The 26,426-nt window shown below is 62.4% G+C and carries 24 protein-coding genes and 1 riboswitch; of the genes, 3 read left to right on the forward strand and 21 right to left on the reverse strand.

What is annotated here, in order from left to right; genetic code table 11:
• Nucleotides 1–82: 82 nt before the first annotated feature.
• From D3791_RS01115 to hisI, 10 genes are all read right to left on the reverse strand, one after another.
• Nucleotides 83–1,552 carry a glutamate synthase subunit beta gene (locus D3791_RS01115; protein WP_172511067.1) on the reverse strand — a complete coding sequence of 490 codons (1,470 nt, stop codon included), beginning with the start codon at nucleotides 1,550–1,552 and terminating at the stop codon, nucleotides 83–85.
• The gene (gltB, locus tag D3791_RS01120; protein ID WP_425483129.1) at nucleotides 1,545–6,164 is read right to left on the reverse strand and encodes a glutamate synthase large subunit; all 4,620 of its coding nucleotides are present in this window, start codon (nucleotides 6,162–6,164) and stop codon (nucleotides 1,545–1,547) included. The genes D3791_RS01115 and gltB overlap by 8 nt, the downstream gene beginning before the upstream one ends.
• Nucleotides 6,165–6,761: 597 nt before the next feature.
• The gene (gene lgt, locus D3791_RS01125) at nucleotides 6,762–7,751 is read right to left on the reverse strand and encodes a prolipoprotein diacylglyceryl transferase (protein ID WP_172511068.1); all 990 of its coding nucleotides are present in this window, start codon (nucleotides 7,749–7,751) and stop codon (nucleotides 6,762–6,764) included.
• A complete protein-coding gene (gene trpA, locus D3791_RS01130) occupies nucleotides 7,751–8,533 on the reverse strand; it encodes a tryptophan synthase subunit alpha (protein ID WP_022876449.1) in 783 nt (260 codons plus the stop codon). Before trpA ends, lgt begins: the two co-directional genes overlap by 1 nt.
• Nucleotides 8,534–9,850, reverse strand: coding sequence for a tryptophan synthase subunit beta (gene trpB, locus D3791_RS01135; protein WP_172511069.1), 1,317 nt, complete (start codon nucleotides 9,848–9,850; stop codon nucleotides 8,534–8,536).
• 111 nt (nucleotides 9,851–9,961) lie between these two features.
• Complete coding sequence (gene trpC, locus D3791_RS01140) at nucleotides 9,962–10,786, reverse strand: indole-3-glycerol phosphate synthase TrpC (protein ID WP_172511070.1); 825 nt, start codon at nucleotides 10,784–10,786, stop codon at nucleotides 9,962–9,964.
• Nucleotide 10,787: 1 nt separating this feature from the next.
• On the reverse strand, nucleotides 10,788–11,036 hold the full coding sequence (locus D3791_RS01145; RefSeq protein WP_022876452.1) for an HGxxPAAW family protein: 249 nt from the start codon (nucleotides 11,034–11,036) through the stop codon (nucleotides 10,788–10,790).
• Between the two features lie 155 nt (nucleotides 11,037–11,191).
• Nucleotides 11,192–11,782, reverse strand: a complete 591-nt coding sequence (locus D3791_RS01150; protein WP_172511071.1) for a Trp biosynthesis-associated membrane protein — start codon at nucleotides 11,780–11,782, stop codon at nucleotides 11,192–11,194.
• Complete coding sequence (locus tag D3791_RS01155; RefSeq protein ID WP_172511072.1) at nucleotides 11,779–13,350, reverse strand: anthranilate synthase component I; 1,572 nt, start codon at nucleotides 13,348–13,350, stop codon at nucleotides 11,779–11,781. The genes D3791_RS01150 and D3791_RS01155 overlap by 4 nt, the downstream gene beginning before the upstream one ends.
• A gap of 99 nt (nucleotides 13,351–13,449) precedes the next feature.
• Nucleotides 13,450–13,851: a phosphoribosyl-AMP cyclohydrolase gene (gene hisI / locus D3791_RS01160; RefSeq protein WP_022876455.1), complete on the reverse strand. Its 402-nt coding sequence runs from the start codon at nucleotides 13,849–13,851 to the stop codon at nucleotides 13,450–13,452.
• A 134-nt stretch (nucleotides 13,852–13,985) separates the two neighbouring features.
• On the opposite strand from hisI, the gene D3791_RS01165 reads away from it, so the two are divergent.
• The 3 genes from D3791_RS01165 (at nucleotide 13,986) to D3791_RS01175 (ending at nucleotide 16,641) form a co-directional block, all read left to right on the forward strand.
• On the forward strand, nucleotides 13,986–14,627 hold the full coding sequence (locus D3791_RS01165; RefSeq protein WP_022876456.1) for a TIGR03085 family metal-binding protein: 642 nt from the start codon (nucleotides 13,986–13,988) through the stop codon (nucleotides 14,625–14,627).
• 452 nt (nucleotides 14,628–15,079) lie between these two features.
• Nucleotides 15,080–15,715, forward strand: coding sequence for a DUF6318 family protein (locus tag D3791_RS01170; protein WP_172511073.1), 636 nt, complete (start codon nucleotides 15,080–15,082; stop codon nucleotides 15,713–15,715).
• Between the two features lie 188 nt (nucleotides 15,716–15,903).
• Nucleotides 15,904–16,641 (forward strand): hypothetical protein, encoded by a 738-nt coding sequence (locus tag D3791_RS01175; protein ID WP_172511074.1) that lies wholly within the window; start codon nucleotides 15,904–15,906, stop codon nucleotides 16,639–16,641.
• Nucleotides 16,642–16,692: 51 nt separating this feature from the next.
• On the opposite strand, the gene hisF is transcribed toward D3791_RS01175, so the two are convergent.
• From hisF to fmt, 11 genes are all read right to left on the reverse strand, one after another.
• On the reverse strand, nucleotides 16,693–17,463 hold the full coding sequence (gene hisF / locus D3791_RS01180; protein WP_172511075.1) for an imidazole glycerol phosphate synthase subunit HisF: 771 nt from the start codon (nucleotides 17,461–17,463) through the stop codon (nucleotides 16,693–16,695).
• A 21-nt stretch (nucleotides 17,464–17,484) separates the two neighbouring features.
• On the reverse strand, nucleotides 17,485–18,333 hold the full coding sequence (gene hisG, locus D3791_RS01185) for an ATP phosphoribosyltransferase (protein ID WP_022876459.1): 849 nt from the start codon (nucleotides 18,331–18,333) through the stop codon (nucleotides 17,485–17,487).
• Nucleotides 18,334–18,471: 138 nt separating this feature from the next.
• Nucleotides 18,472–18,735 (reverse strand): phosphoribosyl-ATP diphosphatase, encoded by a 264-nt coding sequence (locus D3791_RS01190; protein ID WP_022876460.1) that lies wholly within the window; start codon nucleotides 18,733–18,735, stop codon nucleotides 18,472–18,474.
• A gap of 71 nt (nucleotides 18,736–18,806) precedes the next feature.
• Nucleotides 18,807–19,298 (reverse strand): 6,7-dimethyl-8-ribityllumazine synthase, encoded by a 492-nt coding sequence (ribH, locus tag D3791_RS01195; protein WP_172511076.1) that lies wholly within the window; start codon nucleotides 19,296–19,298, stop codon nucleotides 18,807–18,809.
• 26 nt (nucleotides 19,299–19,324) lie between these two features.
• The gene (gene ribB, locus D3791_RS01200) at nucleotides 19,325–20,575 is read right to left on the reverse strand and encodes a 3,4-dihydroxy-2-butanone-4-phosphate synthase (RefSeq protein ID WP_172511077.1); all 1,251 of its coding nucleotides are present in this window, start codon (nucleotides 20,573–20,575) and stop codon (nucleotides 19,325–19,327) included.
• Nucleotides 20,572–21,198 carry a riboflavin synthase gene (locus tag D3791_RS01205; protein WP_172511078.1) on the reverse strand — a complete coding sequence of 209 codons (627 nt, stop codon included), beginning with the start codon at nucleotides 21,196–21,198 and terminating at the stop codon, nucleotides 20,572–20,574. The genes ribB and D3791_RS01205 overlap by 4 nt, the downstream gene beginning before the upstream one ends.
• Before the next feature lie 30 nt (nucleotides 21,199–21,228).
• Entirely contained in the window at nucleotides 21,229–22,266 is a 1,038-nt protein-coding gene (ribD, locus tag D3791_RS01210; RefSeq protein ID WP_172511079.1) for a bifunctional diaminohydroxyphosphoribosylaminopyrimidine deaminase/5-amino-6-(5-phosphoribosylamino)uracil reductase RibD, read from the reverse strand.
• 15 nt (nucleotides 22,267–22,281) lie between these two features.
• Complete coding sequence (pnuC, locus tag D3791_RS01215; RefSeq protein ID WP_172511080.1) at nucleotides 22,282–22,983, reverse strand: nicotinamide riboside transporter PnuC; 702 nt, start codon at nucleotides 22,981–22,983, stop codon at nucleotides 22,282–22,284.
• Nucleotides 22,984–23,098: 115 nt separating this feature from the next.
• A riboswitch (FMN riboswitch) is annotated at nucleotides 23,099–23,236 on the reverse strand.
• Nucleotides 23,237–23,278: 42 nt separating this feature from the next.
• Nucleotides 23,279–23,941, reverse strand: a complete 663-nt coding sequence (rpe, locus tag D3791_RS01220; protein ID WP_172511081.1) for a ribulose-phosphate 3-epimerase — start codon at nucleotides 23,939–23,941, stop codon at nucleotides 23,279–23,281.
• 28 nt (nucleotides 23,942–23,969) lie between these two features.
• Complete coding sequence (locus tag D3791_RS01225) at nucleotides 23,970–25,496, reverse strand: RsmB/NOP family class I SAM-dependent RNA methyltransferase (RefSeq protein WP_172511082.1); 1,527 nt, start codon at nucleotides 25,494–25,496, stop codon at nucleotides 23,970–23,972.
• A complete protein-coding gene (gene fmt / locus D3791_RS01230) occupies nucleotides 25,493–26,425 on the reverse strand; it encodes a methionyl-tRNA formyltransferase (protein WP_172511083.1) in 933 nt (310 codons plus the stop codon). The genes D3791_RS01225 and fmt overlap by 4 nt, the downstream gene beginning before the upstream one ends.
• Nucleotide 26,426 lies beyond the last annotated feature (1 nt).

Consider the following 26,426-nt stretch of genomic DNA (forward strand, 5'->3'; position numbering starts at 1 on the left):
TCAGCCAAATGCCTTTCATGTTCACACAGGCAAAATGCGGCCCACCCGGGATCCGGGTGTGCCGCATTCAAGCCTATGACACTCAAATGATGCTGATGGCCCTATCGGTTGGAGCTACCGGTGCTGGGAGGGTGGTCGAGCCCATGAGGAACTTATCGACCGAGGCTGCGCAAGCGCGGCCTTCGGCGATAGCCCACACGATCAGCGACTGTCCCCGACCGGCGTCTCCGGCGACGAAGACCGATTCGGTGTTCGTCATGTAGTAGCCATCTCGGGCGACGTTGCCCCGGTTGTCGAATTCGATACTGACCTGTTCGTCCAGCCCTGAAACTTCAGGTCCGGTGAACCCGAGGGCAAGCAAAACCAGATCCGCTTTGATTACGCGTTCGGTTCCAGGCTTCGGGAGGCGCTTGCCAGCAACAAATTCTGTCTCTGCAACTGTAACACCGATCACCTTGTTCTGCTCAGTTCCCTCACCATTGACAAAGTTCACAGTCGAGGCGAGGTAGGTGCGTTCGCCGCCTTCCTCATGGGAAGACTGCACCTCAAAGAGCACTGGCATCATTGGCCACGGGTGGTTTTCGCTACGTTCAACGCCCGGCTGCTTGCCGATCGCCAGCGTCGTAACACTAGCAGCTCCCTGGCGCAGGGAGGTGCCGATGCAGTCCGAGCCGGTGTCGCCGCCGCCGAGGATCACCACATGCTTGCCCTTGGCATCAATGGCGCGCTGTGCGCTGGTGCCGGCAACCACGCGGTTGTTATCGGTGAGGAATTCCATAGCGTGGTGCACGCCATCGAGCTTGTTGCCGGGTACCGGAAGCTCGCGCGGCACGGTGGCGCCGGTGGCGACAATCACCGCGTCGTAGTCGCGCTGCAACTGGTTCCAGGTGATGTCCTTGCCGATCTCGATGCCGGTGCGGAAGATCGTGCCTTCCTCGCGCATCTGGGCCAGGCGGCGATCGATGATCTGCTTTTCCAGCTTGAAGTCCGGAATGCCGAAGCGCAGCAGACCGCCAATGGCCTCATCGCGTTCGTACACTGCCACGGTGTGGCCGGCACGAGTCAGTTGCTGGGCCGCGGCCAAGCCGGCAGGGCCCGAACCGACGATGGCCACGCGGTGCTCGGTGTGGCGTGCTGGCGGCTGCGGAACGAAGTCCCCGCCATCCATCAGGTGCTCAGCCAGTTCGGCTTCCACCTGCTTGATGGTCACCGCAGGCTGGTTGATGCCCAGCACGCAGGAGGATTCGCACGGGGCCGGGCACAGCTTGCCGGTGAGCTCCGGGAAGTTGTTGGTGGACAGCAGGCGGGCCGCCGCATCATCCAGCCGGCCCTTGTAGGTCAGGTCGTTGAACTCAGGGATCAGGTTGCCCAGCGGGCAGCCCTGGTGGCAGAACGGAATGCCGCAGTCCATGCAGCGCGATGCCTGCTGCTGCAGGGTGCCATTCTTCTGGCGCTCTACAACTTCCTTGTAGTCCATGATGCGCACCGGTACCGGGCGCTTGGGTTGGGTGACGCGCTCGGTCACCTTCAGGAATCCGCGTGGATCAGCCACGGGTCACCTCCAAAATCTTGTTCCATACCTGTGGCGAATCAGGGTTCTGCCCATTGGCTTCAGCATCACTGCGCACCTGCTGCACGGCTGCGAAGTCGCGCGGGGTAATGCTGGTGATGCGGCTGCGGGTCTGCTCCCAGTTCAGCACCAGGCGCTGCGCCAGCGGCGAAGCGGTCTGCGCGATGTGCTCGGTGAGCAGCGCGTGGATGCGCTCGGCTTCCTGATCGGTGATCGGGTTGATCAGCAGGTCGCCCTGGCTGGCGGCCAGCGGGTTGAGCTTGGCTTCGTCGAAGTCGACGATCCATGCGACACCGCCGGAGAAGCCAGCGCCGAAGTTGCGGCCGGTCTCCCCCAGGATCAGCACTTCGCCACCGGTCATGTACTCGCAACCGTGTTCGCCGATGCCCTCGGTGATGATGGTCGCCCCGGAGTTGCGCACGGCGAAGCGTTCGCCGACCATGCCGTTGATGAACATCGAACCGCTGGTGGCGCCGTAGCCCACCACGTTGCCGGCAATCACCTGTTCTTCCGGTGCGGAAGTGGTGCTCGTCGGCGGGTGGATGACGATCTTGCCGCCGGACAGGCCCTTGCCGACATAGTCGTTGGCATCGCCGTCCAGGGACAGGGTGACACCGGCTGGCAGGAATGCGCCCAGCGACTGGCCGGCACGCCCGGCGAGGTTCACCGTGATGGTGTCCTCATCCAGGGTCTCCAGTCCGAAGGTCTTGGTGACATGGTGGCCCAGCAGCGTGCCGACCGAGCGGTCGGTGTTCACGATGTCCGCGTCGATGGTGACCGGGATGCGATCCGACAGGGCCGGGCTCGCGGCGGCCAGCAGGCGCTGGTCCAGGTGGCTGTCCAGACCGTGGTCCTGGCCGATGCGGCGCCGGCGGGCGGCAACTTCGACAGCAGGCTCATGGGTGATGGCAGCCAGCGCCAGGCCCTGGACCTTCTGGTGCGCGCCGAGCTGATCGGCGTCGGTCTCCAGCAGTTCAACACGGCCGATCACTTCATCCAGGGTGCGGGCACCGAGGGAAGCGAGCAGTTCGCGGACTTCCTGGGCGATGAACTCGAAGAAGTTCACCACGAATTCGGCCTTGCCGCTGAAGCGTTCGCGCAGCACAGGGTTCTGCGTGGCCACGCCTACCGGGCAGGTATCCAGGTGGCAGACGCGCATCATGATGCAGCCCGAGACCACCAGCGGCGCGGTGGCGAAACCGAACTCCTCGGCACCCAGCAGGGCGCCGATGAGCACGTCGCGGCCGGTCTTGAGCTGGCCGTCGACCTGAACGGTCACGCGGTCGCGCAGGCCGTTGAGGATCAGGGTCTGCTGTGCTTCAGCCAGGCCCAGTTCCCACGGGGTTCCCGCGTGCTTCAGCGAGTTCATCGGCGAAGCGCCGGTGCCGCCGTCGTGGCCGGAAATCAGGACCACGTCGGCCTTGGCCTTGGCCACGCCGGCAGCCACGGTGCCGATGCCGGATTCGGAGACCAGCTTCACGTGGACGCGGGCGCTCGGGTTCGAGCACTTGGCGTCGTGGATCAGCTGGGCCAGGTCCTCGATCGAGTAGATATCGTGGTGCGGTGGCGGGGAAATTAGCCCCACACCCGGGGTGGAGTGGCGGGTCTTGGCGATCCATGGGTAGAGCTTCTGGCTCATCAGCTGGCCGCCCTCGCCCGGCTTGGCGCCCTGGGCCATCTTGATCTGGATGTCGTCGGCGTTGGACAGGTACAAGCTGGTCACGCCGAAACGGCCCGAGGCAATCTGCTTGACCGCGCTGCGGCGCTCGGGATCGAGCAGGCGCTCAGGGTCCTCGCCGCCTTCACCGGTGTTGGACTTTCCGCCCAAACGGTTCATGGCGATCGCCAGGGTCTCGTGGGCTTCGGCGGAGATCGAGCCGTAGCTCATCGCACCGGTGGCGAAGCGCTTCACGATCTCGGAGACCGGTTCAACCTCGTCGATGTCGATCGGGGTGATGCCCTCGGTCTTGAGCTTGAGCAGGCCACGCAGGGTCTTGAGCTCAGCGGCCTGATCGTCCACAGCCTTTGTGTACTCCTTGAACACGTCGTAGCGACGGGTGCGGGTGGAGTGCTGCAGGCGGAAGACGGTCTGCGGGTCGAACAGGTGCGGCGGGCCCTCGCGGCGCCACTGGTATTCGCCTCCGACTTCGAGTTCGTTGGCCTGGGAGGCGCCTTCGATCTCCGGGTAGGCGCGAGCGTGGCGGGCGGCGGCTTCAGCTGCCACCACATCCAGCTCGATGCCCGAAAGCTTGGTGGTGGTTCCGGTGAAGTACTGGTCGACCACGCGCTGGGACAGGCCCACGGCTTCGAAGGTCTGGGCACCGCAGTAGCTGGAGACCGTGGAGATGCCCATTTTGGACATGATCTTCAGTACGCCCTTGCCCAGGGCCTTGATCAGGTTCGAGTTGGCGGTGGCGCCATCGATGCCCGGCAGTTCGCCCTCTTCGGCCATCTGCTCCACCGACTCCAAGGCCAAGTACGGGTTGATCGCGGCAGCGCCGTAGCCGATCAGCACCGCAATATGGTGCACTTCGCGGGCGTCGCCGGATTCGATGATCAGCGAGGCGCGGGTGCGGTTGGAGCTCTTGAGCAGGTGGTGGTGGACGGCGCTGGTCAGCAGCAGCGATGGGATCGGGGCCCATGCTGCGGAGGAATCGCGGTCGGAGAGCACGATGTAGCGCACACCGCGGTTCACCGCTGCGGAGACCTTTTCGCAGATTTCCTGCAGGCGGGCGCGCAGCTCGGATTCGCCGCCGGCCGGGCGGTACAGGCCGCGGACCTTCAGCGAGAGCTTCGAACCGGACTCGTCGCGCAGGTTCACGATCTTGGCCAGCTGGTCGTTGGTCAGCACCGGGTAGTCCAGGGCGATCTGGGACTGCGGGACCTTGTCCAGGCTCAGCAGGTTGCCATCCGGGCCGATGGTCGTGCTCATCGAAGTGACCAGCTCTTCGCGGATGGCATCCAGCGGCGGGTTGGTGACCTGGGCGAAGGACTGGGTGAAGTAGTCGAAGAGCAGGCGCTGGCGGTCGGCCAGGGCCGCGATCGGCGTGTCGGTGCCCATGGCTGCCAGCGGCTCGGCGCCGGTGGTGGCCATTGGAGCCAGCAGGATGCGCAGCTCCTCGGTGGTGTAGCCGAAGGTCAGCTGGCGCAGCAGCACGGAGGCCGAATTGTGGCGCACGTGCTCCAGGTCAGGGAAGTCGGCCAAGGTCTTCATATTCTGCGAGACCCATTCGCGCCAAGGCTTGGCCGCAGCGACCTCGGCCTTGATCTCGGCGTCTTCCACAATGCGTCCGGCGTTCAGATCGACGGCGAACATCTTGCCCGGGGCGACACGGCCCTTGGAGACGATGTGCTCTTCAGCCACGTCGATCACGCCGACCTCGCTGGCCAGGACGACCAGATCGTCATCGGTGACCCACCAGCGGGCCGGGCGCAGGCCATTGCGGTCCAGCACGGCGCCGGCCATCTGGCCGTCGGTGAAGCAGACCGCTGCCGGGCCGTCCCAAGGCTCGATCAGCATCGAATGGTACTGGTAGAAGGCGCGCAGATCCGCGTCCATCTGGGTGTCGTTTTCCCATGGCTGCGGGATCATCATCATGATCGCTTCGGTGACGTTGCGCCCCGAGAGCATGAGCATTTCGGCCACTTCGTCGAAGCTGGCCGAGTCCGAGGCACCCGGGGTGCAGATCGGGAACAGCTCTTCGGGGACCTCGCCGAGCAGCGTGGAGTCCAGGGTGGACTGGCGGGCACGCATCCAGTTGCGGTTGCCCTTGACCGTGTTGATCTCGCCGTTGTGCGCGATGGTGCGGAAAGGCTGGGCCAGCGGCCACGACGGGAAGGTGTTGGTGGAGAAGCGCGAGTGCACGATCGCGCAACGGCTGGTGAAGGCCGGATCGGACAGATCCGGGTAGAACGGTTCTAGCTGCGCGGTGGAGACCATGCCCTTGTAGACGATGGACTGCGCGGAGAAAGAAGCGAAATAGATGCCCATCTTGTTGTGCGCACGGCGGCGGATGCGCCAGGCGGCGGCATCAAGTTCGCGGCTGCTCAACGCGGGTTCGCCGGCAGGCGAGGAAACGAAGAACTGGGTGATGTAAGGCATGACCTTGCGTGCCGAGGCGCCGAGCACCGAGGCGTCGACCGGCACTTCGCGCCAGCCCAGGACCGCGAGGTTCTCTTCAGCGGCGAGGCCTTCGAGCTCAGACTGGGCGAATTCGCGCTCTTTGGTTTCAGCAGGCAGGAACCCCATGCCCACGGCATACGTTCCAGCCGCTGGGAGGGGGAAGTTTGTGGCGCCGCGCAGGAATGCGTCTGGCATGTGAAGCAGGATGCCCGCACCGTCACCGGTGCCTTCGTCGGCGCCGATGGCGCCACGGTGTTCCAGGCGGCGCAGAGCGGTCAGCGCGTGCACGACGATCTCGTGGCTGGATTCGTTCTTCAGGGAGGCAATCATTGCCAGACCGCAGGCGTCCTTTTCAGCCGCTGGATCATACAATCCCTGCGCGGCAGGCATTGCGGCGAAGCGGGTGTACGGCGAGGCAACGTCCTCGCCGGAGCCTGGCGAGGCGTTCATTTGGACTCCGGTCATGCTCATGAGCGTGCCTTTCTGTGGTTCATGCAGGATAGGCGCGCCAGGCCCTTTGGCAAAGAGTATATTTCCTGCAAGGGCGACCGGCCGCCTGGATGTTTCATCGTGCTGAAACTTGTCGACAGTGCTAAGCGGGGTATGCCTGCGTATCGAGGTTCCGGGGACGAACATTTCCCACCTCGTTGTGGTACTGCATCGCGGGTCCGCTCCAGGGGGTTGAGGGGCCCATCACGATGCCAACATCACACGTTACGCAATTTTTGTTTCTCCAGTGCGACCGTTTGTGTTTCAGAAATGTTAAAAACGGGGTCTACGCCACATTTCCAGAACACCTCATCCTGAGGTCGAAGTCCGAAAAAACCGGTTTTGTCTACCTGTTTTGGCAGTTTCTTATGTTTCGGGAATGTTGCGGACTCTTATCGCGGGCCGCGAGAAATTTCTTCCGAATTTTTCCGCAGGTTTCGCCATACTTCGCCGATCGCGCGTCATGAAAGCAGCATCCGGCGGCCACCTGCCCGGGTTAAACAGCGGTGGCCGGCAAGCACGTTTGCTTGCCGGCCACCGCCGCTGGCTCAGGACCGGGGGTCGATCCCCGGCACCGGGCTACTGGATATCTTTTTCCTGTGCGCCCTCATCGGTTGGCTTGGCAGTCTGGCCGGCCTGATCCGATCCGGTGCCCTGCACCGCAGGTTCCGGGGCGCGCCCGGGCAGGAAGAACGGATCGGCAACCTGCGACCTGGTGCGCTTCAATACCAGCACCAGCGCGATCGCGCCGGCGATCACCAGCGCGATGGCCAGCCACTGGTGGACGCGCAGGCCCACCGGGCCGATGTTGATGATCTCCGCCGGATCCAGACGCAGGGATTCGGTGAAGGTGCGGCCGATGCCGTACCAGATCATGTAGCAGCAGAACATGGCGCCGCGGCGCAGCTTGAACTTCCGATCGAGCGCGATCAATACCAGCGCACCGAGAACGTTCCACAGCGACTCGTACAGGAAGGTCGGGTGGAAAAGCGTATCGGCCGGGAGTCCCGCGGGGAAGTTGTAGTTGTCCGGGTCGATCTGCAGCCCCCATGGCAGCGTGGTCGGTGCACCGAAAAGCTCCTGGTTGAACCAGTTGCCCCAGCGTCCCAGCGCCTGCGCCAGCAGTAGCCCCGGAACGGCCGCGTCGGCGAAGGCCGAGAGCCGCACGCCGGTTTTGCGGCAGCCGATCCAGGCGCCCAAGGCTCCGAGCGAGACCGCGCCCATGATGCCCAGCCCGCCCAGCCACAGCTGCGGGATCTCGGCCCAGTGCGACTGTTGCCCGCCCAGGCCGAAGTAGTACATCGGATCGGTAATCAGCACATGGTAGAGCCGTCCGCCGATGATGCCGAAGGGAATCGCCCAGATCGCGATATCCCAGAGCATGTCCGAATTGCCGCCGCGAGCCTGCATCCGCTTGTTCGTCAGCCACAGGGCGATCAGGATGCCGGCCAGGATGCACAGAGCATAGGCGTGGATGGTCAGCGGGCCGATGCTGAATTTGGAGAACTCCGGGGGCGGCGACGGAATGGAGGCCGGCAGCGCGAGGGCCAGTTGCGTGCTCAAGCCCATCAGGCTCGTCCGCTCAGTTCAGCCGCGAGGCGCCCCACCGCTGGCACTCCCCCGTCACGCAAGGCAGCTACCAGCGCGGTACCGACGATCACGCCGTCCGCGTAGGCGCCGATTTCTTCCACGTGCTCGCGGCGCGAGACGCCCAGCCCCACGCACGCGTTCACGGCGCCGGCCGAGTGGGCGGCGGCCACCACGGCTTCGGCAGCCGAGGAGACCTCGCTGCGCGCACCGGTGACGCCCATCAGCGAAACACAGTAGATGAAGCCGCTGGAAGCATCCACGGTGCGCTGCACGCGCTGTTCGGTGGAGGATGGCGCGATCAGGAAGACCCGCTCCAGATCGTACTTGGTGCTCGCTTCGATCCATTCGCCGGCTTCTTCGGGCACCAGGTCCGGGGTGATCAGCCCGGCGCCGCCGGCTTCGGCGAAGCGGCGCGAGAATTCATCCACGCCCAGGCGCAGTACCGGGTTCCAGTAGGTCATCACCATCACTGCCACGTCGGTGCGTTCGGTAATCCCGCGCACGATGTCAAAAATCTGCGGCACCTTGAAGCCATTGGCCAGGGACTGCACCGTGGCTTCCTGGATTACCTGTCCGTCCATCACCGGGTCGGAGTACGGGATGCCGATTTCGATGATGTCCACGCCGTTCTCGGCCAGCGCTACGGCGGCCTCGATGCTGGTCGGCACATCCGGGAAGCCGGCAGGCAGGTAGCCGATCAGCGCTGGGCGACCCTCGGCACGAGCGGCTGCGATCTTTTCGGCACTAGTCACGCGGGTCATCTACTTCTCCTCGGAGTTCTGCGAGTTGGCCGCGTTGATTTCGGCTTCGGCGTCTTTTTCGTCGATCATGTTGAACCAGGCGGCAGCGGTGCCCACGTCCTTGTCACCACGGCCCGAAAGGTTCGCGATGATGATGGTTTCTTGCGGCACGGCTCCTTCGGCGATCTTGCGCTGGGCCAGGCGGATGGTGCCGGCCAGCGCGTGGGCGGACTCGATCGCCGGCAGGATGCCCTCGGTGCGGCATAGGGCCTTGAATGCGTCCATCGCCTCGGTATCGGTCACCGGTTCGTAGCTGACCCGTCCGATGTCCGAGAGGTACGCGTGCTCAGGGCCGACGCCCGGGTAGTCCAGCCCGGCGGAAATGGAGTGCGACTCGATGGTCTGGCCGTCCTCATCCTGCATCAGGTAGGACTTCGCGCCGTGCAGCACGCCGGGGCGGCCCAGGGTGATGGTGGCCGCGTGGCGATCGGTATCCACGCCGTCGCCGCCGGCCTCGAAGCCGTAGATTTCTACTTCCGGGTCGTCCAGGAAACCATGGAAAATGCCGATCGCGTTCGATCCGCCGCCGATGCAGGCGGTCACGGCATCGGGCAGGCGGCCGGCCTGTTCCAGGATCTGCTCGCGCGCTTCGTCGCCGATCACCTCGTGGAAGTAGCGCACCATGGCCGGGAAAGGTGCCCCGCCGGCAGCGGTGCCGAGCAGGTAGTGGGTGTTCTCCACATTCGCCACCCAGTCGCGCAAAGCCTCGTTGATCGCGTCCTTCAGGGTCTGGGAGCCCACGGTCACCGGGATGACGGTGGCGCCGAGCAGGCGCATGCGGGCCACGTTCAGCGCTTGGCGGCGGGTATCCTCGGCCCCCATGTAGACCACGCACTCCAGGCCCATCAGGGCTGCGGCGGTGGCCGAGGCGACACCGTGCTGGCCGGCGCCGGTTTCGGCAATGATGCGGGTTTTGCCCATGCGTTTGGCCAGCAGAGCCTGGCCGAGGACGTTGTTGATCTTGTGGCTGCCGGTGTGGTTCAGATCTTCGCGCTTGAGGAAGATGCGCACTCCGCCGCAGTACTGCTCGGAGAAGCGCTTGGCTTCGGTCAGCAGCGAAGGGCGGCCCGAGTAGTTCTTGTTCAAGTCCTTGACCTGGGCGATGAACTCGGGATCGTTCTTCGCGGCTTCAAAGGTCTCGTTCAGCTCGTCCATGGCCGCCATGAGGGACTCTGGCATCCATCGTCCGCCGTACGCACCGAAATAGGGGCCACTTGCGTGCCTTAGCGACTGTGCATCGATCGACTGGCTGTGCTCGGAATTCTCCGGGGTGCTCATCGATTCCCTCTTTTCTCAAACGAAGCTTGATTGGTGGTATGTCTCGTGCCCCGCCGGAAGCTCCTGCGGGGCACGTGAAAGTTTGTTCGTGGTTCCTTGGCTCCGCAGCTGCTAGCGCTGCGGTTTGGCTTCGGTTCCAGCGGTGATGAATTCGGCGACGGTGGCGCGCGGATCGGCGTGCTTCACCAGTGCTTCACCCACCAGGATGGCGTCGGCGCCGGCTGCCCCATATTGGGCGACCTGCTCGATGGATTCGACGCCTGATTCGGCGACGATCACCGCTTCGGCCGGGATCAGCGGAGCAAGTTTGCCGAAGGTCGCAGGATCGACGTCAAGCGTCTTCAAATTGCGCACGTTGACGCCGATGATTTTTGCTCCGGCCTTCAGTGCCCGCTGGATTTCTTCCTCGGTGTGCGCCTCGACCAGGGCGTTCATCCCCAGCTGATGCGTCAATTCTAGGAAAGAAGCCAGCAATTCATCATTCAGCGCCGCAACAATGAGCAATACGAGGTCCGCGCCGTGGGCACGGGCTTCGTAGATCTGGTACTCGTCGACCGTGAAATCCTTGCGGAGCACCGGGATCTGCACCGCGGCACGCACCGCGTCCAAATCAGCCAGCGAACCGCCAAAGCGCCGGGCTTCGGTGAGCACCGAAATCACCGAGGCGCCGCCGGCCTCGTATTCGGCAGCCAGGGCCGCCGGTTCAGCGATCTGTGCCAGCGCCCCCTTGGATGGGGACTTGCGCTTGACTTCCGAGATCACCCGCAGCAGGTGGTCGCGGGACTCCTGCTGTTCGCGGCCGCCCAAGGCCGCAAAGGCGTCGCGGGCCGGGGCAGCCTGAGCGGCAGCCGCTTTGACCGCTTCCAGGCTGGTGATTGCGCGACGGGCGCCCAGGTCTTCCCGGACGCCCGCAATGATGTCATCAAGAACGCTCAATTTAGTGCGATGCTCCGCTGCGAGCGCCACCGACACCAAAGCCGGCTGCCTTCAGGATGGCGCCAACGATCAGGCCGAGAACCACGATGCCGCAGCCGACCCAGACGATGGACCAAGCTAGGTTCGCGAAAGCGATGCCGCCCACGACGAAGCCTAGGGTCATGATCAGCACGCAGCTCCATGCTGCGATGGAGTTACCGTGGCCAATCTCTTCGGCGTATACCGGATCGATCTCGGTGTTCTGCGACATGTCTCGCGTTCTCCTTATGTTTGTTAAGCCCTGGGACCCAGGATGCAGGCCGCGGGCGTTGGTCTTCAGGAACCATTCTGCCATCTGTGCCCGGTCACATCCTATTTGCGCGGGCTTTCGTTTCAAATCGGTGGCGCGAATCACCACCGGGCGAGCTATTTGGCCTCGGAGGTGGGATCCTCGCCGGCCGACAGCTGCTCCCAGTTCGCGATGCTGCGCGAGGAGGGATCCTTGGCTGCGGTGGCGTTTTTTGCTGCCTGGCGGTCGTATTTGCTGGCCTTGGTCGGCCACTGGCGCGCGAAGACGAAAACCAGCACGGCCTGCAGGGCCATCAGGGCTCCGGCAATGATCGCCATCACCGGCCATGCGGTCACCGTGTAATCACCGGCGTTCTGCGCCAATCCGGTGGCTTCGGCGACGGCGGTGGCCGCCACGGCCTGTGGATCGCCCAGCGCGCCGGCTCCCGCGGCGATCGCCGCCACGCCGGCCAGCAGGCTCAGCGCCGCGATGATGTAGCGGGCAACCTTGCCGGCGATCAGCAGGGCCAGCGAACCAGCCAGCACCACCACGCACACGGCCGTCACCGAGCCGGCGGCTTTCGCCCCGTCGATCACGATCTGCGGGATCTGCACCGAACTGGCGGCCACATCGACGGTGATCCAGGTTCGGGTCGCGGACCAAAAGCCCAAGAGGGCGCCGAGCATGCCAACCATGGCAAGGTAGCGGGCACTGGTCAATTTTTTCACTTCTGTTCACCTAGTTCGGTGTTGATTTTGTGTGCTGCATGCATGGATTGGGCGGCCCACACGGCGCGCAGCGGGGCGGCGGCCTTGTTCACCGTCTCCAGCGCCTCATCGGCAAACTTCGAGTCGTTGACGATTCCGCCGCCGGCCTGGACATAGGCTCGGCCGCCCTTCAAGAGCGCTGAACGGATGGCGATAGCCATATCCATGTCGCCGGCGAAGTCCAGGTAGCCCACTACTCCACCATAGATGCCCCGGCGGTACGGCTCGTATTCATCGAGCAGCTGCAGGGCGCGGGGCTTGGGAGCACCGGAGAGCGTGCCGGCCGGGAAGGTCGCGGCGAGCACATCGTAGGCGTCCACATCGTCCCGGGTCTTGCCCACGACGTTGGATACCAGGTGCATGATGTGGCTGAAGCGCTCGACCTCCATGAACTGGGTGACCTCCACGGTGCCTGCCTGGCAGACCCGGGACAGGTCATTGCGCGAAAGATCGACCAGCATCAGGTGCTCGGCGCGTTCCTTCTCATCGTTCACCAGCGACTTCTCGAAGAGCTGATCGTCCTCGTAGTTGGCGCCGCGCGGACGCGAACCGGCGATCGGGTGGGTGACCACATGAGAGTCGTTGACCGTCACCAGGGCTTCAGGCGAGGAACCGACGATCTCGAAGGCCTCGCCATCTTCGTTTTCGAAGTTGAAAAGGTACATGTAGGGGCTCGGGTTGGTGGCCCGCAGCACGCGGTAGACATCCAGCGCGTCGGCCTGGGTTTCCAACTCGAAGCGTCGCGACACCACGATCTGGAACACTTCGCCGTCGACGATCGCGGTCTTCGACTTGGCCAGCGCGTCCAGGTACTCGTTTTCCGCCCACGAATGGGTTACCGATTCCATCAGCTTTTCGCGCGGTACATCGGTGCCGGTGAGCACCGAGGCAGTGGCTTGAACCGGTTCGGCCAGCTGATCGAGCATCCGCTGCAGACGAGCCACGGCATCGTCGTAGGCTTCGTCAACGTTCTCGTCGTTGCCGTTGAAGTTGATGGCGTTGGCGATCAGCGTGACCGTGCCTTCGGCCGAATCATGCGCCGCCATATCGGCGACCAGGTTCATGCTCAGTTCCGGCAGGTTCAGGTCATCCGCCGGAGGATTCGGCAGCTTCTCCCAATGGCGAACGCACTCCCAGCCGACAAACCCGACCATGCCGCCGGTCAGGGTGGGCATGCCTGGCACCGGTTCGGTCTTCAGAGCGCGCACGGTGTCGCGCAGCACTTCGACGCCCACGCCGCCGGTTGGCAGTCCTTCGGGTGCCTGCCCCTGCCAGTAGGCTTCTCCCCCACGGGTGCTCAGGGTGGCCGGCGAGTTCACGCCGATAAACGAGTACCGGCTCCACACGCCGCCCGGAGCCGCTGATTCCATCAAGAAGGTGCCGCGGCGCCCTTGGGCCAGGGTGCGGTAGAGCCCAATCGGGGTCAGCGAGTCGGCGAGGACGGTGATCGTCACCGGTATCACCCGACGATCAGCGGCCATGGTGCGGAAGTGCTCGCGTGATGGGGAAATCTTGCCGAGAGTTTTCATCAGTGTTCTTCTTCTACGTTTTGTTCCTGCAGGTTCGCACCGTGCAGAAAGCATCAAATTCCCGCCTGCCCGCATGGGCGGCTGGAGATTTGGAAAGTACTATTCTGGGCGGTTGCCGACCACAGCCGGCAGCTGCCGATCGGTGAAACAGGATTCGGTACCGGTGTGGCATGCCGCCCCCACCTGGTCCACCTGCACCAGCAGGGCATCGCCGTCGCAATCCAGGGCGACGGACTTCACGAACTGGAAGTGCCCGGAGGTATCGCCCTTGCGCCAATATTCCTGCCGGGAGCGCGAGTAGAAGGTCACGCGGCCCGTGCTCAAGGTGCGGCGCAGAGCTTCATCGTCCATCCAGCCGAGCATCAGGACCTTGCCCGTGTCATATTGCTGTGCGATCGCGGCAACAAGCCCGTTTCCGTCGCGCTTAAGCCGATCGGCAATCGCTGGATCGAGGCTTGGGGTTTCGGGGCTCGGATTCGAGCCGTCGTTAGAAGTAGACATCCCCTTTAGCATACTGGTTTTGGCGCCGTTTCATCGCCCTGTGACGCACCGCTCGTCAACGCCATTGAGCAGATGGGCGACACTGCCCCAGCATTGCGCAATTCAATGCTTGGCCCGTGCTACTTTCAGAAGTGATGCACTTAGTTCAGGCTTCCAGACTCGCGTTGGCCGAGACCTTGCTTGCCGCAGGTCCTACCGCTGACACTCTTTGCGACGGGTGGCAAACCCGTCATCTTGCCGCGCACCTTGTGGTCCGCGAGCGATCGATCCTTGCTGCGGGCGTAGTTTTCAAACCGCTCTCCAAGAAACTCGATGCCAAGGTCGACGAGCTTGCTACTGCGGCGCAGTCCCCTGAACGTTATGCCTCGCTGATCCGCACCTTCCGCTCTGGTCCCGCCAAGTACTCGCCGTTTGTTATCGACAAGTTCGATCAGGCCGCTAACCTCTCGGAGTACTTCATCCATACCGAAGACGTCCGACGCGCCCGTGCGCAGTGGGCACCTCGCGTCCTGGACAAGGAATACACCGAGCTTTTGTGGCAGTCCCTGACTCGGATGTCCCGCGTCCTGTTCCGCAAGGCACCTGTCGGCATCATCCTCACCCGTCCTGATGGGCAGCGCCACGTGGCCAAGAAGGCACCTAACGCTGTTTCCATCACTGGACCTGTCACCGAATTGATGCTGTACGGTTTCGGACGCATCGACCAGAGCCTCGTGCTCTTTGAAGGTGGAGAGACCGCTCTGGAAATCGTCAAGGGTTTCAAGCCAGGGTTCTAGCAACACTCGTTTGCGTTACTTGACCGGAGATTACGAAGATGCCCCGTGTCTGCGCTGAGCCATCGAATATCCGAGCCTATCCTACGCAGTCAAAGCAAGATTGATAACTTCAAATATCTCCACAAGTGATTTTCAGGCTGGCCACTGTTGAAGAGCACAGCACTATTCCTGCCTCCATCTCTCTACTTACAAAATGCCACGTATCGCTCGTTGTCAATTGATCGAAAGCGCTGTATGTAGTTATTTCGTCAAGGATTAACAAGACAGCGTCAGGAGAGTTTCGGAGTGCGCTTGACATCTTCAGAACGACAAGAATCGAACATCAAGGCGTGCCTGAAGTGCAAAAAGTCTTTGAAGTTAGTCCACAATTTTGTTTAGCGATCTCCCCAAGGTGCGTCTTCGGGCATAAGATAGCGGTCAACCAGAGGACGAGAGACTATTGGAGTACACCAATGGGAAAATCCAATCTTGCGATGGCCATATTGGCAGTTGTGCTACTCGCGGGCTGCACCATGACAAGTACAGACTCGCCTTCGTCGACTCAAGTAGCTTCACCCTCGCCATCACCCACGGCTTCAAAAGTCGCTCAAAGCGCAACCCCCACTCCGACAAAGGTTTACAGACCTGCTACTGAAATGGGGCCCGCTGAGAATGTCCCATTACCTGCGATACCTCAATCTGCAAAAGCAAATACTGCAGATGGGGCTTCTGCTTTTGCCGGCTACTACTTTTCGCTCATTAACTACGCAGTTGAAACAAACGACGCTGAACCACTTAAGAAGTATTCGCTGCGTAAGTGCGAAATTTGTGGAACTGCACTCATCGATCCAGCCGGACGAGCTCAGGTAACCGGAAAATGGCAGGTCGGTGGCAAGCATGAATATAAGATGATTGACGCCTACAAACCCTCAAAGGACAAGGCAACAGTTTCGGTGCGCTTCAAGGTTGACGCAGCTAAGTTCTATATCACGCCCAAGAAGGTTGAATCGAGTAACCCAGAGTCCAGATCCCAAGTTGCCGCTCTTACCTTGGTTTATGACTCAGGTTGGAAGGTTTACGCGATCAATTTCGAAAAGACCGACCAATGACCGCTCGGTGCCTAATTATCCTGTTAACCGCCTCGTCAATCTTATTGACACCGTTATCTGCATTCGGGGACATACGGGAGCCTGCGAAGCCGGCTTGTCCTGAGTCAAATGACGAAGTTGGGTTCGGCCAGAACAACGTCAAACACAACTCAACTGAATGTGATTCGTTGGACCCTGAAGACGATAGATTGAAGAATTTCGAAATATGGTCAGACGAAGATGACGGCTCGGAGCAACACGATGAAAAAAGGGTGAAAAAGCCAAAATATCGAATACGCGATTTTGACGAATGCTTTTCAGGCAAGGAAAACAAATCAACTTGTGACCAAAACCCAGATATGGCCCGATGCCCTGACGGCTCACTACCAATCACAAGGCAGATTTACACGATCGATTTCATACTGGTGCGACAATACCGGCAATGTCCGGGCGATCCTCTTCCAGAAGATCTACCTGAGGATTTATTTGTCGAACAAATAAGAATCGACCTCCAGAAGTTTCGCTCGTTCCCAATCAAGGGCTCGACGATTCAGAGTGCACCAAACAAGTTTTCTCTTCGCAATGGACACACGCATTTCTGGGCAAGCAAGGAGACTCAGGAATTCAAGTCAAATTTGTCTGGGGCAAATGTCAGAATCAAAGCTATCCCTATCCAGTGGAACTGGAACTACGGAGATGGATCCAAACGAAACTTGAGTTTCCCTGGCGAAGCTATGCCAGGACATACCCTGCATGACGAAACTCCGACCAGTCATTCGTATTCGGAGACGGGAAAATTCGGAGTCGACGTGACGACCTTGTATCGCGGCGAATTCAGCGTAGATGGTGGACCTTGGCAAGCGATTCCCGGACAGGCAGCAGTTCCTAGCAATACCTTGCAAATGGACGTTTGGCGTACGGAGAAAGAACTCATCGCCAATGACTAAGCATACAGAAATGGCTCGACACCTCGGTGTCGAGCCATTCGCGTGTTGAGCTTAGCGAACTGGGTAGCCAGCGTCGCGGATCGCCTGCTTTACCTGGGCGATCATGTCCGTTGGACCGAAGTGGAAGATCGACGCAGCTAGTACCGCATCAGCGCCAGCTTCGATCGCAGGCGGGAAATCCTCAGGCTTGCCAGCGCCACCGGATGCGATCAAAGGCACCGACACTGCTGCGCGCACAGCCCGGATCATTTCTAGGTCGAATCCATCCTTGGTGCCATCAGCATCAATGGAATTAAGCAGGATCTCACCCACACCACGTTCTGCGGCTTCTTTCGCCCAGGCCACAGCACACATTCCGGTACCGGTTCGGCCACCATGGGTGGTCACTTCATAACCGGATGCGATCGAAGGGTCAGCAGTGCGTCGTGCATCAACCGAGAGCACCAGCACCTGGGACCCGAAGCGCTCAGTGATCTCGTTGATCACCTCAGGGCGAGTCACAGCAGCGGTATTGATCGAGGCCTTGTCAGCACCGTTGCGCAGCAGGCGGTCAACATCCTCTACCGCTCGCACGCCACCACCGACAGTCAGCGGAATGAAGACTTCCTCGGCGGTTTGGCGAACTACTTCGTAGGTGGTTTCGCGATCCGAGCTGGACGCGGTGACATCCAGGAAGGTCAGTTCGTCGGCGCCAGCTTCGTTATAACGGCGAGCCAGTTCAACTGGATCGCCGGCATCACGAAGGCCCTCGAAATTGACGCCCTTGACGACTCGGCCAGCATCAACATCAAGACAAGGAATAACGCGGATAGCAACGCTCATCGAAGGTAGTTTCCTTGTCTACTAGATGCGGCAGGCGTGGATTTGGCTCACCAAGATGGCGCGGGCGCCTACGTCGTACAGTTCATCCATGATGGTGTTGGTCTGCGACTTCTTCACCATCGCACGGACTGCAACCCAGTCGGAGTTGGCCAGATCCGAAACGGTTGGCGACTCCAAGCCCGGGGTAAGTGCGCAGGCTTCGTCAGCCTGTTCGCGACGCACGTCGTAGTCGAGCAAGACGTACTGGCGGGCCACAAGCACACCGTTCAGGCGGCGAATCAGCACATCCAGGCCAGCTGGCTTGTGGTCAACGCGGCCGATCAAAACGGCCTCCGACTGCAGCAGCGGATCGCCGAAGATCTCCATGCCTGCAGCCTTGATGGTGTTTCCGGTTTCGACCACGTCGGCAATGGCGTCGGCGACGCCGAGGCGAACCGAGGATTCGATAGCACCGTCAAGGCGGACGATCGATGCATCGATGCCGGACTTTTCCAGATAGTGGCGCAGCAACACGTCGTAGCTGGTGGCAATGCGCTTGCCGTTGAGCTGCTTGGCGTCGTTGAACGCACCGATGGGGGCGGCGAAGCGGAATGCGGACTTGCCGATGCCGAGGGAAAGCTGTTCTTCGACGTCATCGTCCACGTCTGCGTCGAGGTAGAGATCGCGACCGGTGATTCCCACGTCGAGGATGCCGCGGCCTACATATACGGCGATGTCGCGGGGACGCAGGTAGAAGAATTCAACCTGGTTCTCTTCGTCGACGAGGACCAGTTCGCGCGAATCGCGGCGCTGGAGGTAACCGGCTTCCTTGAACATGGTGGAAGCGATTTCTGAAAGGGCACCCTTGTTGGGCAGGGCTACGCGGAGCATTGTTGACTCATTTCGTCAGTGTGGCGCTGCGGCGTTCAGCCATAAACAAGCGCCAAGGATTATTTTCGTTGGCCGTCGTTACTGCCGTGCGATCGTCGCGTGCGGATCGAAGGTGATCCGCACGCGGCGATGCGACGGCTATAGATGCTTGTAAACGTCGGCCAAGGTCATGCCCTTGGCGATCATGAGAACCTGAAGGTGGTAGAGCAGCTGGGAGATTTCCTCTGCTGCGGCCTCGTCGGATTCGTACTCCGCAGCCATCCAAACTTCGGCGGCTTCCTCGACAACTTTTTTGCCGATGCCATGGACACCAGAGTCGAGTTCGGTGACGGTACGAGAGCCTTCCGGGCGTTCTTGTGCCTTGAGCGACAGTTCGCTGAAGAGCTCGTCAAAAGTTTTCACGGAACCAATCCTAGCGTTTTTCTTCACGGCTTCTGCATTCAGGTGGCCCTTTGTGACGGGCCGCCTGGGAGCTAGGCCAGGGCGGCGACGGTCATGACCGCTGCCGAGTAGGCCTCGTATCCCTTGTCTTCGCTGGAGTTTTCCAAGCCAGCGCGGTCCAAGCCCTGCTCTTCGTTATCGCAGGTGAGCACGCCGAAACCAACAGGGGTCTTGGTGTCGACACTCACATTGGTTAAGCCATTGGTCGCCGCCAGGCAGACGTAGTCGAAGTGCGGGGTGCCGCCGCGGATCACCACGCCCAGGGCGATGATCGCATCGTAGTCGCTGGCCAGCGAAGCGGCCGCAACTGGCAGCTCGAAGGTGCCCGGGACCCGAATCAGGGTGGTGTTGTCCTCAAGTCCTGCGTCTTTGGCGGCACGCTGAGCGCCGTCGATCAGGCCGTTCATGATGACCTCGTGCCAGCTGGCGGCAAGGATCGCTACCTTCAGTCCGGCGAATTTTTCGGTGCCGGCCAGTGACTTCAGCTGGTCGGTGACATCGGTGGGGGCTCCGTGCTTGCTCATGAATTTGCTCCTCGTGCAGTGGGGTATCAGGCGCCGTGGTAGGCGTTGGCTTCGGTATCGGTCAGCGGCTCATCGGGGAGATCCAGGTGGTGGCCGAAGCGTGCTTGCTTGGTGTGCAAGTAGGCGGAGTTCTGTTCGCGCGGGGTGATGCGCAGCGAAACCAGTTCGTCGACCGTTATACCGGCATCGGTCAGCTGCTGCTGCTTGTCAGGGTTATTGCTCAGCAGGCGGATGGCCTGCAGCCCCATGGCCTTGAGGATCGCCGCCACGGCAAAATACTCGCGGGCGTCGGCCGGGAAGCCCAGATGCAAGTTGGCATCCAGGGTGTCCATTCCGGATTCCTGCAAGGCGTAGGCGCGCAGCTTGTTCGCCAGGCCGATGCCACGGCCCTCGTGGCCGCGAATGTAGATGATGTGGCCGCCCTCGGCGGCGATCTGCGCCATCGAAGCATGCAGCTGCTCGCCGCAGTCGCAGCGGTAGGACCCGAAAATGTCACCGGTCAGGCATTCGGAATGGATGCGCACCAGATTTGATGGCGTGCTGCCGTCCGGCCCTTCGTGGCTGAGAACCATGTGCTCGTGGCCTTCGGCGGTAGCAGCCCGGGCAGTGAAGTCGCCGAAAGCGGTCGGCAATTTGATCGGATCGGTCAGTTCGATCTCGTCGTTGACCCGGCGCCAGCGTGCCAGATCGTCAATGGAGATCAGCGGCAGGTCGTTCTCTGCGGCGAAGATCCGCAAGTCATCCAGGCGCATCATTTCGCCGTCATCCTTGGTGATCTCGCCGATCACACCTACCGGTTCCAGGCCGGCCGCACGGCACAGATCTACCGCGGCCTCGGTGTGGCCGCGCCGTTCGAGCACTCCCCCGGCGGCCGCACGCAGCGGGAAGATATGACCGGGACGCGAAAGCTGCGCCGGCACGGTGGCTGGATCGGCCAGCAACCGGGTGGTCAACGCGCGATCGGCCGCGGAAATGCCGGTGGTGATGCCTTCGGCGGCGTCGCAGGTGATGGTGAAAGCGGTGCCCTTGGCGTCCTGGTTGATTCCGACCATCGGGCCCAGGCCCAGGGCGTCGGCGCGCTCGGCCTCTAGCGGAACGCAAATGACCCCTGAGGTGTAGCGGATGGTGAAGGCCATCAGCTCGCTGGTGGCATGCTGGGCGGCGAAGATGATGTCGCCTTCATTTTCGCGGTCCTCATCATCCACGACAACGACGGCACGGCCTGCAGCCAATGCCGCCAGCGCCGCTGGGATCGGGTCTAGCGTGGAAGAGCTCATGCGCGGGCCCCGCCAAATTCGTTCAGGCGGGCGACGTACTTGGCCAGCACGTCGACCTCGATGTTGATCTTGTCGCCGACCTGGCGCTGGCCCATGGTGGTTTCGGCCAAGGTGATCGGGATGATGCCCACTTCCACCCAGTGCGCTCCGGTGGAGCTGGCTGGCGAGACGCCGGTGATGGTCAGCGAGATGCCGTCAAGGGCGATCGAGCCCTTTTCCGCGGTCAGCGGCGCGTACTGATCGTCCAAGGAAATGCGGAAGGTGGTCCACTGGCCGTGGTCGACGCGCTGCAGGACTTCACCCACGGTATCCACGTGGCCCTGCACGACGTGGCCGTCGAGCCGTGCGCCTGCCTGGGTGCAGCGCTCAAGGTTGACGCTGTCGCCGGCACGCAGGGATCCGGTAGTGGTGCGGCGCAGGGTTTCTCCCATCACATCAACACTGAGCTTCTCCCCCTCCAGCTCGGTGGCGGTCAGGCAGACGCCGTTAACGGCCAGCGATCCGCCCAAACCGAGGTTCTCGGTGTGCCCTGGGGCGCTGAGGGTGAGTACTGCCAGGTCCTGATCGGGATCGGTCGTGATCCCCTCGATGATCCCCTGGCCGGTGACGATTCCGGTGAACATGGTTTCTCCTCGAAAAATTTGTAGTTCGCGTTAAGCGCTGGGCAGTGGTTCAAGATGCAGCATGATGTCATCGCCGAGCCGGGCCAATGATTCGTTGCTGGCGGTATCCAGCCGGTAGCGGTGTGCCTGGCTCAAGGTGGTCGTGGGCAGATTGACCGATGAACTGCCGGCGCCGATGAGCAATGGCGCCTGGTAGCAGTAGAGTTCATCGGCCAGATCGGCTTCGATGAATGCGGAGGCGACGGTGGCGCCGCCTTCGATCAGCAGATGGCCCAATCCCAGCTCGTTGGCGCGATCGATGACCGCGTGCACGTCGTGGGTGGCGATCTGCTCCCAGTCTTCGCCTTCGGCCAGCGCCAGATTCCCTGGCAATTCGCGCTGTCCCATGACGAGGCGGTACGGCTGCATGCTGTGCAGCTGGCCGTCCCTGGTGCGGGCGGTGAGCCGCGGATTGTCGATCACCGCGGTATTGGTGCCGATCAGGATCCCGTCCACTCGGCCTCGCAAGCCATGGGCATGGTTGCGGGATTCCGCCGAGGTGATCCACTGGCTGGTGCCATCCGGCGCGTTGATGCGGGCATCCAGCGACTGAGCCAGCTTCACAGTGATGAAGGGGCGCGCCTGCTCTTTGGACAGGAACCACCGATGGTTCAACGCGCGAGCGGCGGCATCATCTTCAAACTGGGTGGTCCGAATTCCGCGGCCGCGCAGGTATTCTGCTCCCCCGCTGGCAGCCGTATTATCGCTGACCGCATAGTAGACAGAGCCGATCCCGGCGTTGGCGATCGCCGCTGCGCATGGACCGGTGCGGCCGGTGTGGTTGCACGGTTCCAGGGTGACGACCATGGTCAGCTTTCTTGCTGCTGCCGGATCGATTTTCCCCAGCCGGCGCAGGGCGTCGACCTCGGCGTGCGGGTGGCCGGCGCCCAGGTGGTAGCCGGTGGCGATCAGGTTGCCTTCGTCGTCCAGGATACAGGCGCCGACCAGAGGATTCGCTCCGCGATGCCCGCGGCCTGCGGTTTCCAGCGCAGTGCTCAGCGCGGCGTCCAGTTCCTGGGTTGTTACCATCGTTCTTCCACCCCTTTATCGCTGCTGCGAGATGGTCGGATCGGGCAGTTCGGTTTCGATCCGGGGTTTGGCGTCGCGTTTGGACTTGGCCCAGACGAAGAACCCGATCAGCGTGAAGGCACCGTAGAACAGGTACATGAAGGCGCTGGCGTAGTAGCCGGCGGAGAAGAGCAGCGGGACGCCTACCGCGTCGACGGCGACCCAGATGAGCCAGAATTCGACCCAGCCCTTGGCCATGCCGTAGGTGGCCAGCATCGAGCCAACGAAGGTCCACGCGTCGGCCCACACCGGCTCGTAGGATCCGAGCAGGCGGAATAACGGGGTCAGCGCGATGGTGCCGAGCATCAGGATGGCGACAAGGGCCAGCCGAGCTTTGTTCGATGCCCACTGCGGGGTGACGGCATGCCCGGTGCCGTTTTTCGCCTGCTTCCAGCGATACCATCCGAAGACCGAGACGGCGATGAACATGATTTGGCGGCCGGCTTGGCCCCAGAGGTTCGCCGTGTAGCCGGTGTCGAAGAGGCTGCCGAGGAAGACCGTAAGCAGCAGGAGGTTGCCGATGATGCCTACCGGCCAGGCCCAGACTTTACGGCGCATGCCGCCGACGGCACTGGCCAGGCCGAAGATGTTGCCGACGACTTCGCGCACTAGAAGTGCCGAGGAGCCGATCGCGATTTGTGAGTTGAAAGCTTCAATGAGCCACCGCAGGAAATCCATCTTTCCACCCTTCTCGAAGCTGCGGCTCCGGGGGTGTGCATTTGATGGGCCTGTGGCTCCGCTTTAGACGATAGCCCGGTGAAGGGCTATCGGCAGGACCAATAGGCAAATCAAATTCGTGCTTCTCCCATCCAGACTTTAACTGTCGGTACCGGAATTCCACCGGCTCAACCGCAGCCTCGGCTTGTGGCCTTGGCAGCGGGTCGCGGACTATCACCGCCGGTTCGGACTTTCACCGACCCCGGAGCACGTATTCGTGTTTACAACAAATTATTCTGGCACACTTTGGCCGGCTTTAGTGACCACCCAATGCAAGATTGCGTAATACATCCACCTCGGCCGAGGGCTCAGGAGCCGAATATACCGCGGATCCGGCTACGAATACGTCTGCTCCGGCTTCAGCTGCCCGCAGAATCGTGTCACGCGAAATGCCGCCGTCGACCTGCAATGCGATGGGCTTGCCGCTGCCTTCGATCGCTGCGCGGGCCCGCTGGATCTTCGGCAGCACCAGATCCAGGAACTTCTGGCCGCCGAAGCCCGGCTCGACGGTCATCAGCAGGACCATGTCCAGTTCGCCGAGCATATCCAGGTAGGGCTCGATCGGGGTGGCCGGGCGAAGGGCCATGGCGGCCTTGACACCGGCGGAGCGCAATTCACGAGCCAGGCGAATCGGCGCCGCGGAAGCTTCTGCGTGGAAGGTCACCGAGTCCACGCCAAGCTGGGCGTACTCCGGGGCCCAGCGATCGGCATTCTCGATCATCAGGTGCACGTCGATCGGCAGCTTGCTGACCTTCTGCAGGGCATCCACCACGGGCAGGCCGAGCGTCAGGTTCGGGACAAAGTGGTTGTCCATGACGTCCACGTGCACGGCGTCGGCGGTGTGGATCCGCTCCAGCTCGCTGGCCAGGTTTGCGAAGTCGGCGGACAGGATCGAAGGATTGATCCGTGCGTTGCGCATAGGTGCTCCTTGGGATACTCGTGCTTGGCTAGGCTTTTTTGGTCAGAATCGCCATGAACATGGCATCGGTGCCGTGGATGTGCGGCCATAGCTGCACGGTGCTGCCCTCGCCCAGGGCATGTCCGGCGGCTGGTGTCTGCGGGTACACGACGTCGGTGACGGCTGCCCCGGTATCCAGCAGCGCGGCATTCTCGTGACGCTTGAGGAAGTCCTCGACCACCAGGCGGGTTTCAGCCTGGTGCGGCGAGCAAGTGACAAATCCGATGACACCGCCGACACGCACCGCATTGAAGGCGGCATCCAGCAGTTCGCCCTGCAGTGCAGTCAATTCCGGAATATCCCGTGGAGCCTTGCGCCAGCGCGACTCGGGGCGGCGGCGCAATGCACCAAGGCCCGAGCAGGGCGCGTCGACCATGATTCGGTCGTAATCCCCCGCATAGTCTTCCCCGCCGAAGTCGCGGCCGTCCTGCTCGGTCACCATCCAGTAGCCATGCGGAACCGCATCCAGGGAATTGGCAACGAGGCGTGCTCGGTGGGCGGTCGGCTCGTTGGCGGTCAGCCGGGCGTCGCGCTGCACCGCGATGGCGCCGAGCAATGCCGCCTTGCCTCCGGGGCCGGCGCACAAGTCCAGCCAGTAGCGGTCTTCGCCGTCGTCGGGCAAGGCAACGCTGGCCAAGGCGCGGGCCATGACCTGGCTGCCGGCGTCCTGGACGCGCACGGTGCCCTCTTTGACGCCGGGCACACGCGCAACATCGCCGTGCTTGTAGGTTGCCGAATCAGCCAGCAGGCTCCCCGGTTCGGCCCCTGCTTCCAGGGCGCCGGACAGATCGCCCAGCCCCGGCAGGGCAACCAGGTTCACCAGCGGCGCGAGGTTGTCGGCCTCAAGCAGGGCCTCGATTTCCGACGCGTCGCGGCCATGGGCGATCAACGCACCGCGCAGTGCGCGAACGATCCAGTCCGGGTGCGAATGCTCGATGGACAAACGCTCGGATTCCGAGCTGGCGGCGCCCGCCAGCTGCTGGGTCCAGTCCTGCGCTTCCTGGGCCGAAACACGGCGCAGCACCGCGTTGATCAGCCCTGATGGGCCGGCGCCGATCTGCGCGCGGGCCAAAGAAACCGTTTCGTCCAACGCAGCATGCTTGGGTACGCGCATGGCCAGCAACTGGTGGGCGCCCAGACGCAAAGCATCCAAGATGGCCGGGTCCAGTTCGGCCAGCGGCCGGTCCACCAAGGTTCCCAGGATCGCGTCATAGAAACCCTGTCCACGCAGTGCCCCGTAGGCCAGTTCGGTGGCGAATCCGGCGTCGCGCCGATCAAGCTGGTACTCGCGGATCATCTTGGGCAGCACGAGGTTGGCGTAGGCATCGGAGCCGGAGACCTCCCGCAAGACCTTGAAGGCCACGAGCCGGGCTGGGTCGGCCTGGCGTTTACGCTGCCCGGGTGCCGACTGCGAGTATTGGCGAGGACCGGCTTGGCCGCGATTGCGGGTTCGGCCCTGCGCATTGCGTCGCGGTTCATTGTCACGGTATCCGCCGCGTGGTTCCTGCCCGCTCATGCGAAGCTCACTTTCGTTCCCTGGGTGAGCACGCCACGTGCCCAATCGGAGGCCTTCATCATCTTTTTGCCCGGAGGCTGGATTTCTGTGGGTTCAAGGGCCCATGTCGCGGTCCCGATGTACACCTTGGGCTGCTTGCCCGGTTCAATGCGCACTTCGCCGGGGGCCAAATCGGTGATCTCGCGGTGCTCGCGCAGCGGACCGAACTTGAAGCGCTGGTTCTGAACCTTGACCCAGGCGCCGGGGAACGGGGTGGTCCCGTGGGCGCGGCGCCTGATTTCCGTGGCCGGGCGGCCGAAGTCCAGTTCCGCGTCGATGTCGGTGATCTTCGGGGCGTAGGTGTGCGAACCGGATTGCGCGACGGCAACGGCCTGACCCGATTCCAGGGCCTGCAGTGTTTGGACCAGCAATGTGGAACCAGAGTGGCCCAATCGCTCCAACATGATTCCGGCGGTGTCCAGTTCGTCGATTCGCTCGGTGACCTGGCCGAAAACCGGACCGGTGTCCAGTCCTGTTTCCAGCTGGAAGGTCACTGCGCCGGTGATGTCATCACCATGGATAATCGAATGCTGGACTGGCGCGGCGCCGCGCCAGTGCGGCAGCAACGAGAAATGCAGGTTGATCCACCCGTGGGTGGGGACCTGCAATGCGGCCTCGGGCACCAATCCGCCGTAAGCGACAATGGCTGCTGCTTCGAGGTTCAGTGCTTGAAGCTCGGCGGTCGTCTCTTCGGTGATCTTGGCGGCCTTGATGATGGGCAAGCCGAGTTCTTCGGCGCGGGCGGCCACGGGAGAAGGCGTAAGAACGCGTTTGCGTCCCAGCGGCGCGTCCGGTCGAGTCAAGACCGCGGCGATTTCGAACCCGGCTTCGTACAAGTAGTCCAGCGAGGTGACAGCCACTTGGGGCGTGCCGGCAAAGAGGATCCTCATG

It is taken from the genome of Glutamicibacter mishrai (assembly GCF_012221945.1).
Lineage (GTDB): Bacteria > Actinomycetota > Actinomycetes > Actinomycetales > Micrococcaceae > Glutamicibacter > Glutamicibacter mishrai.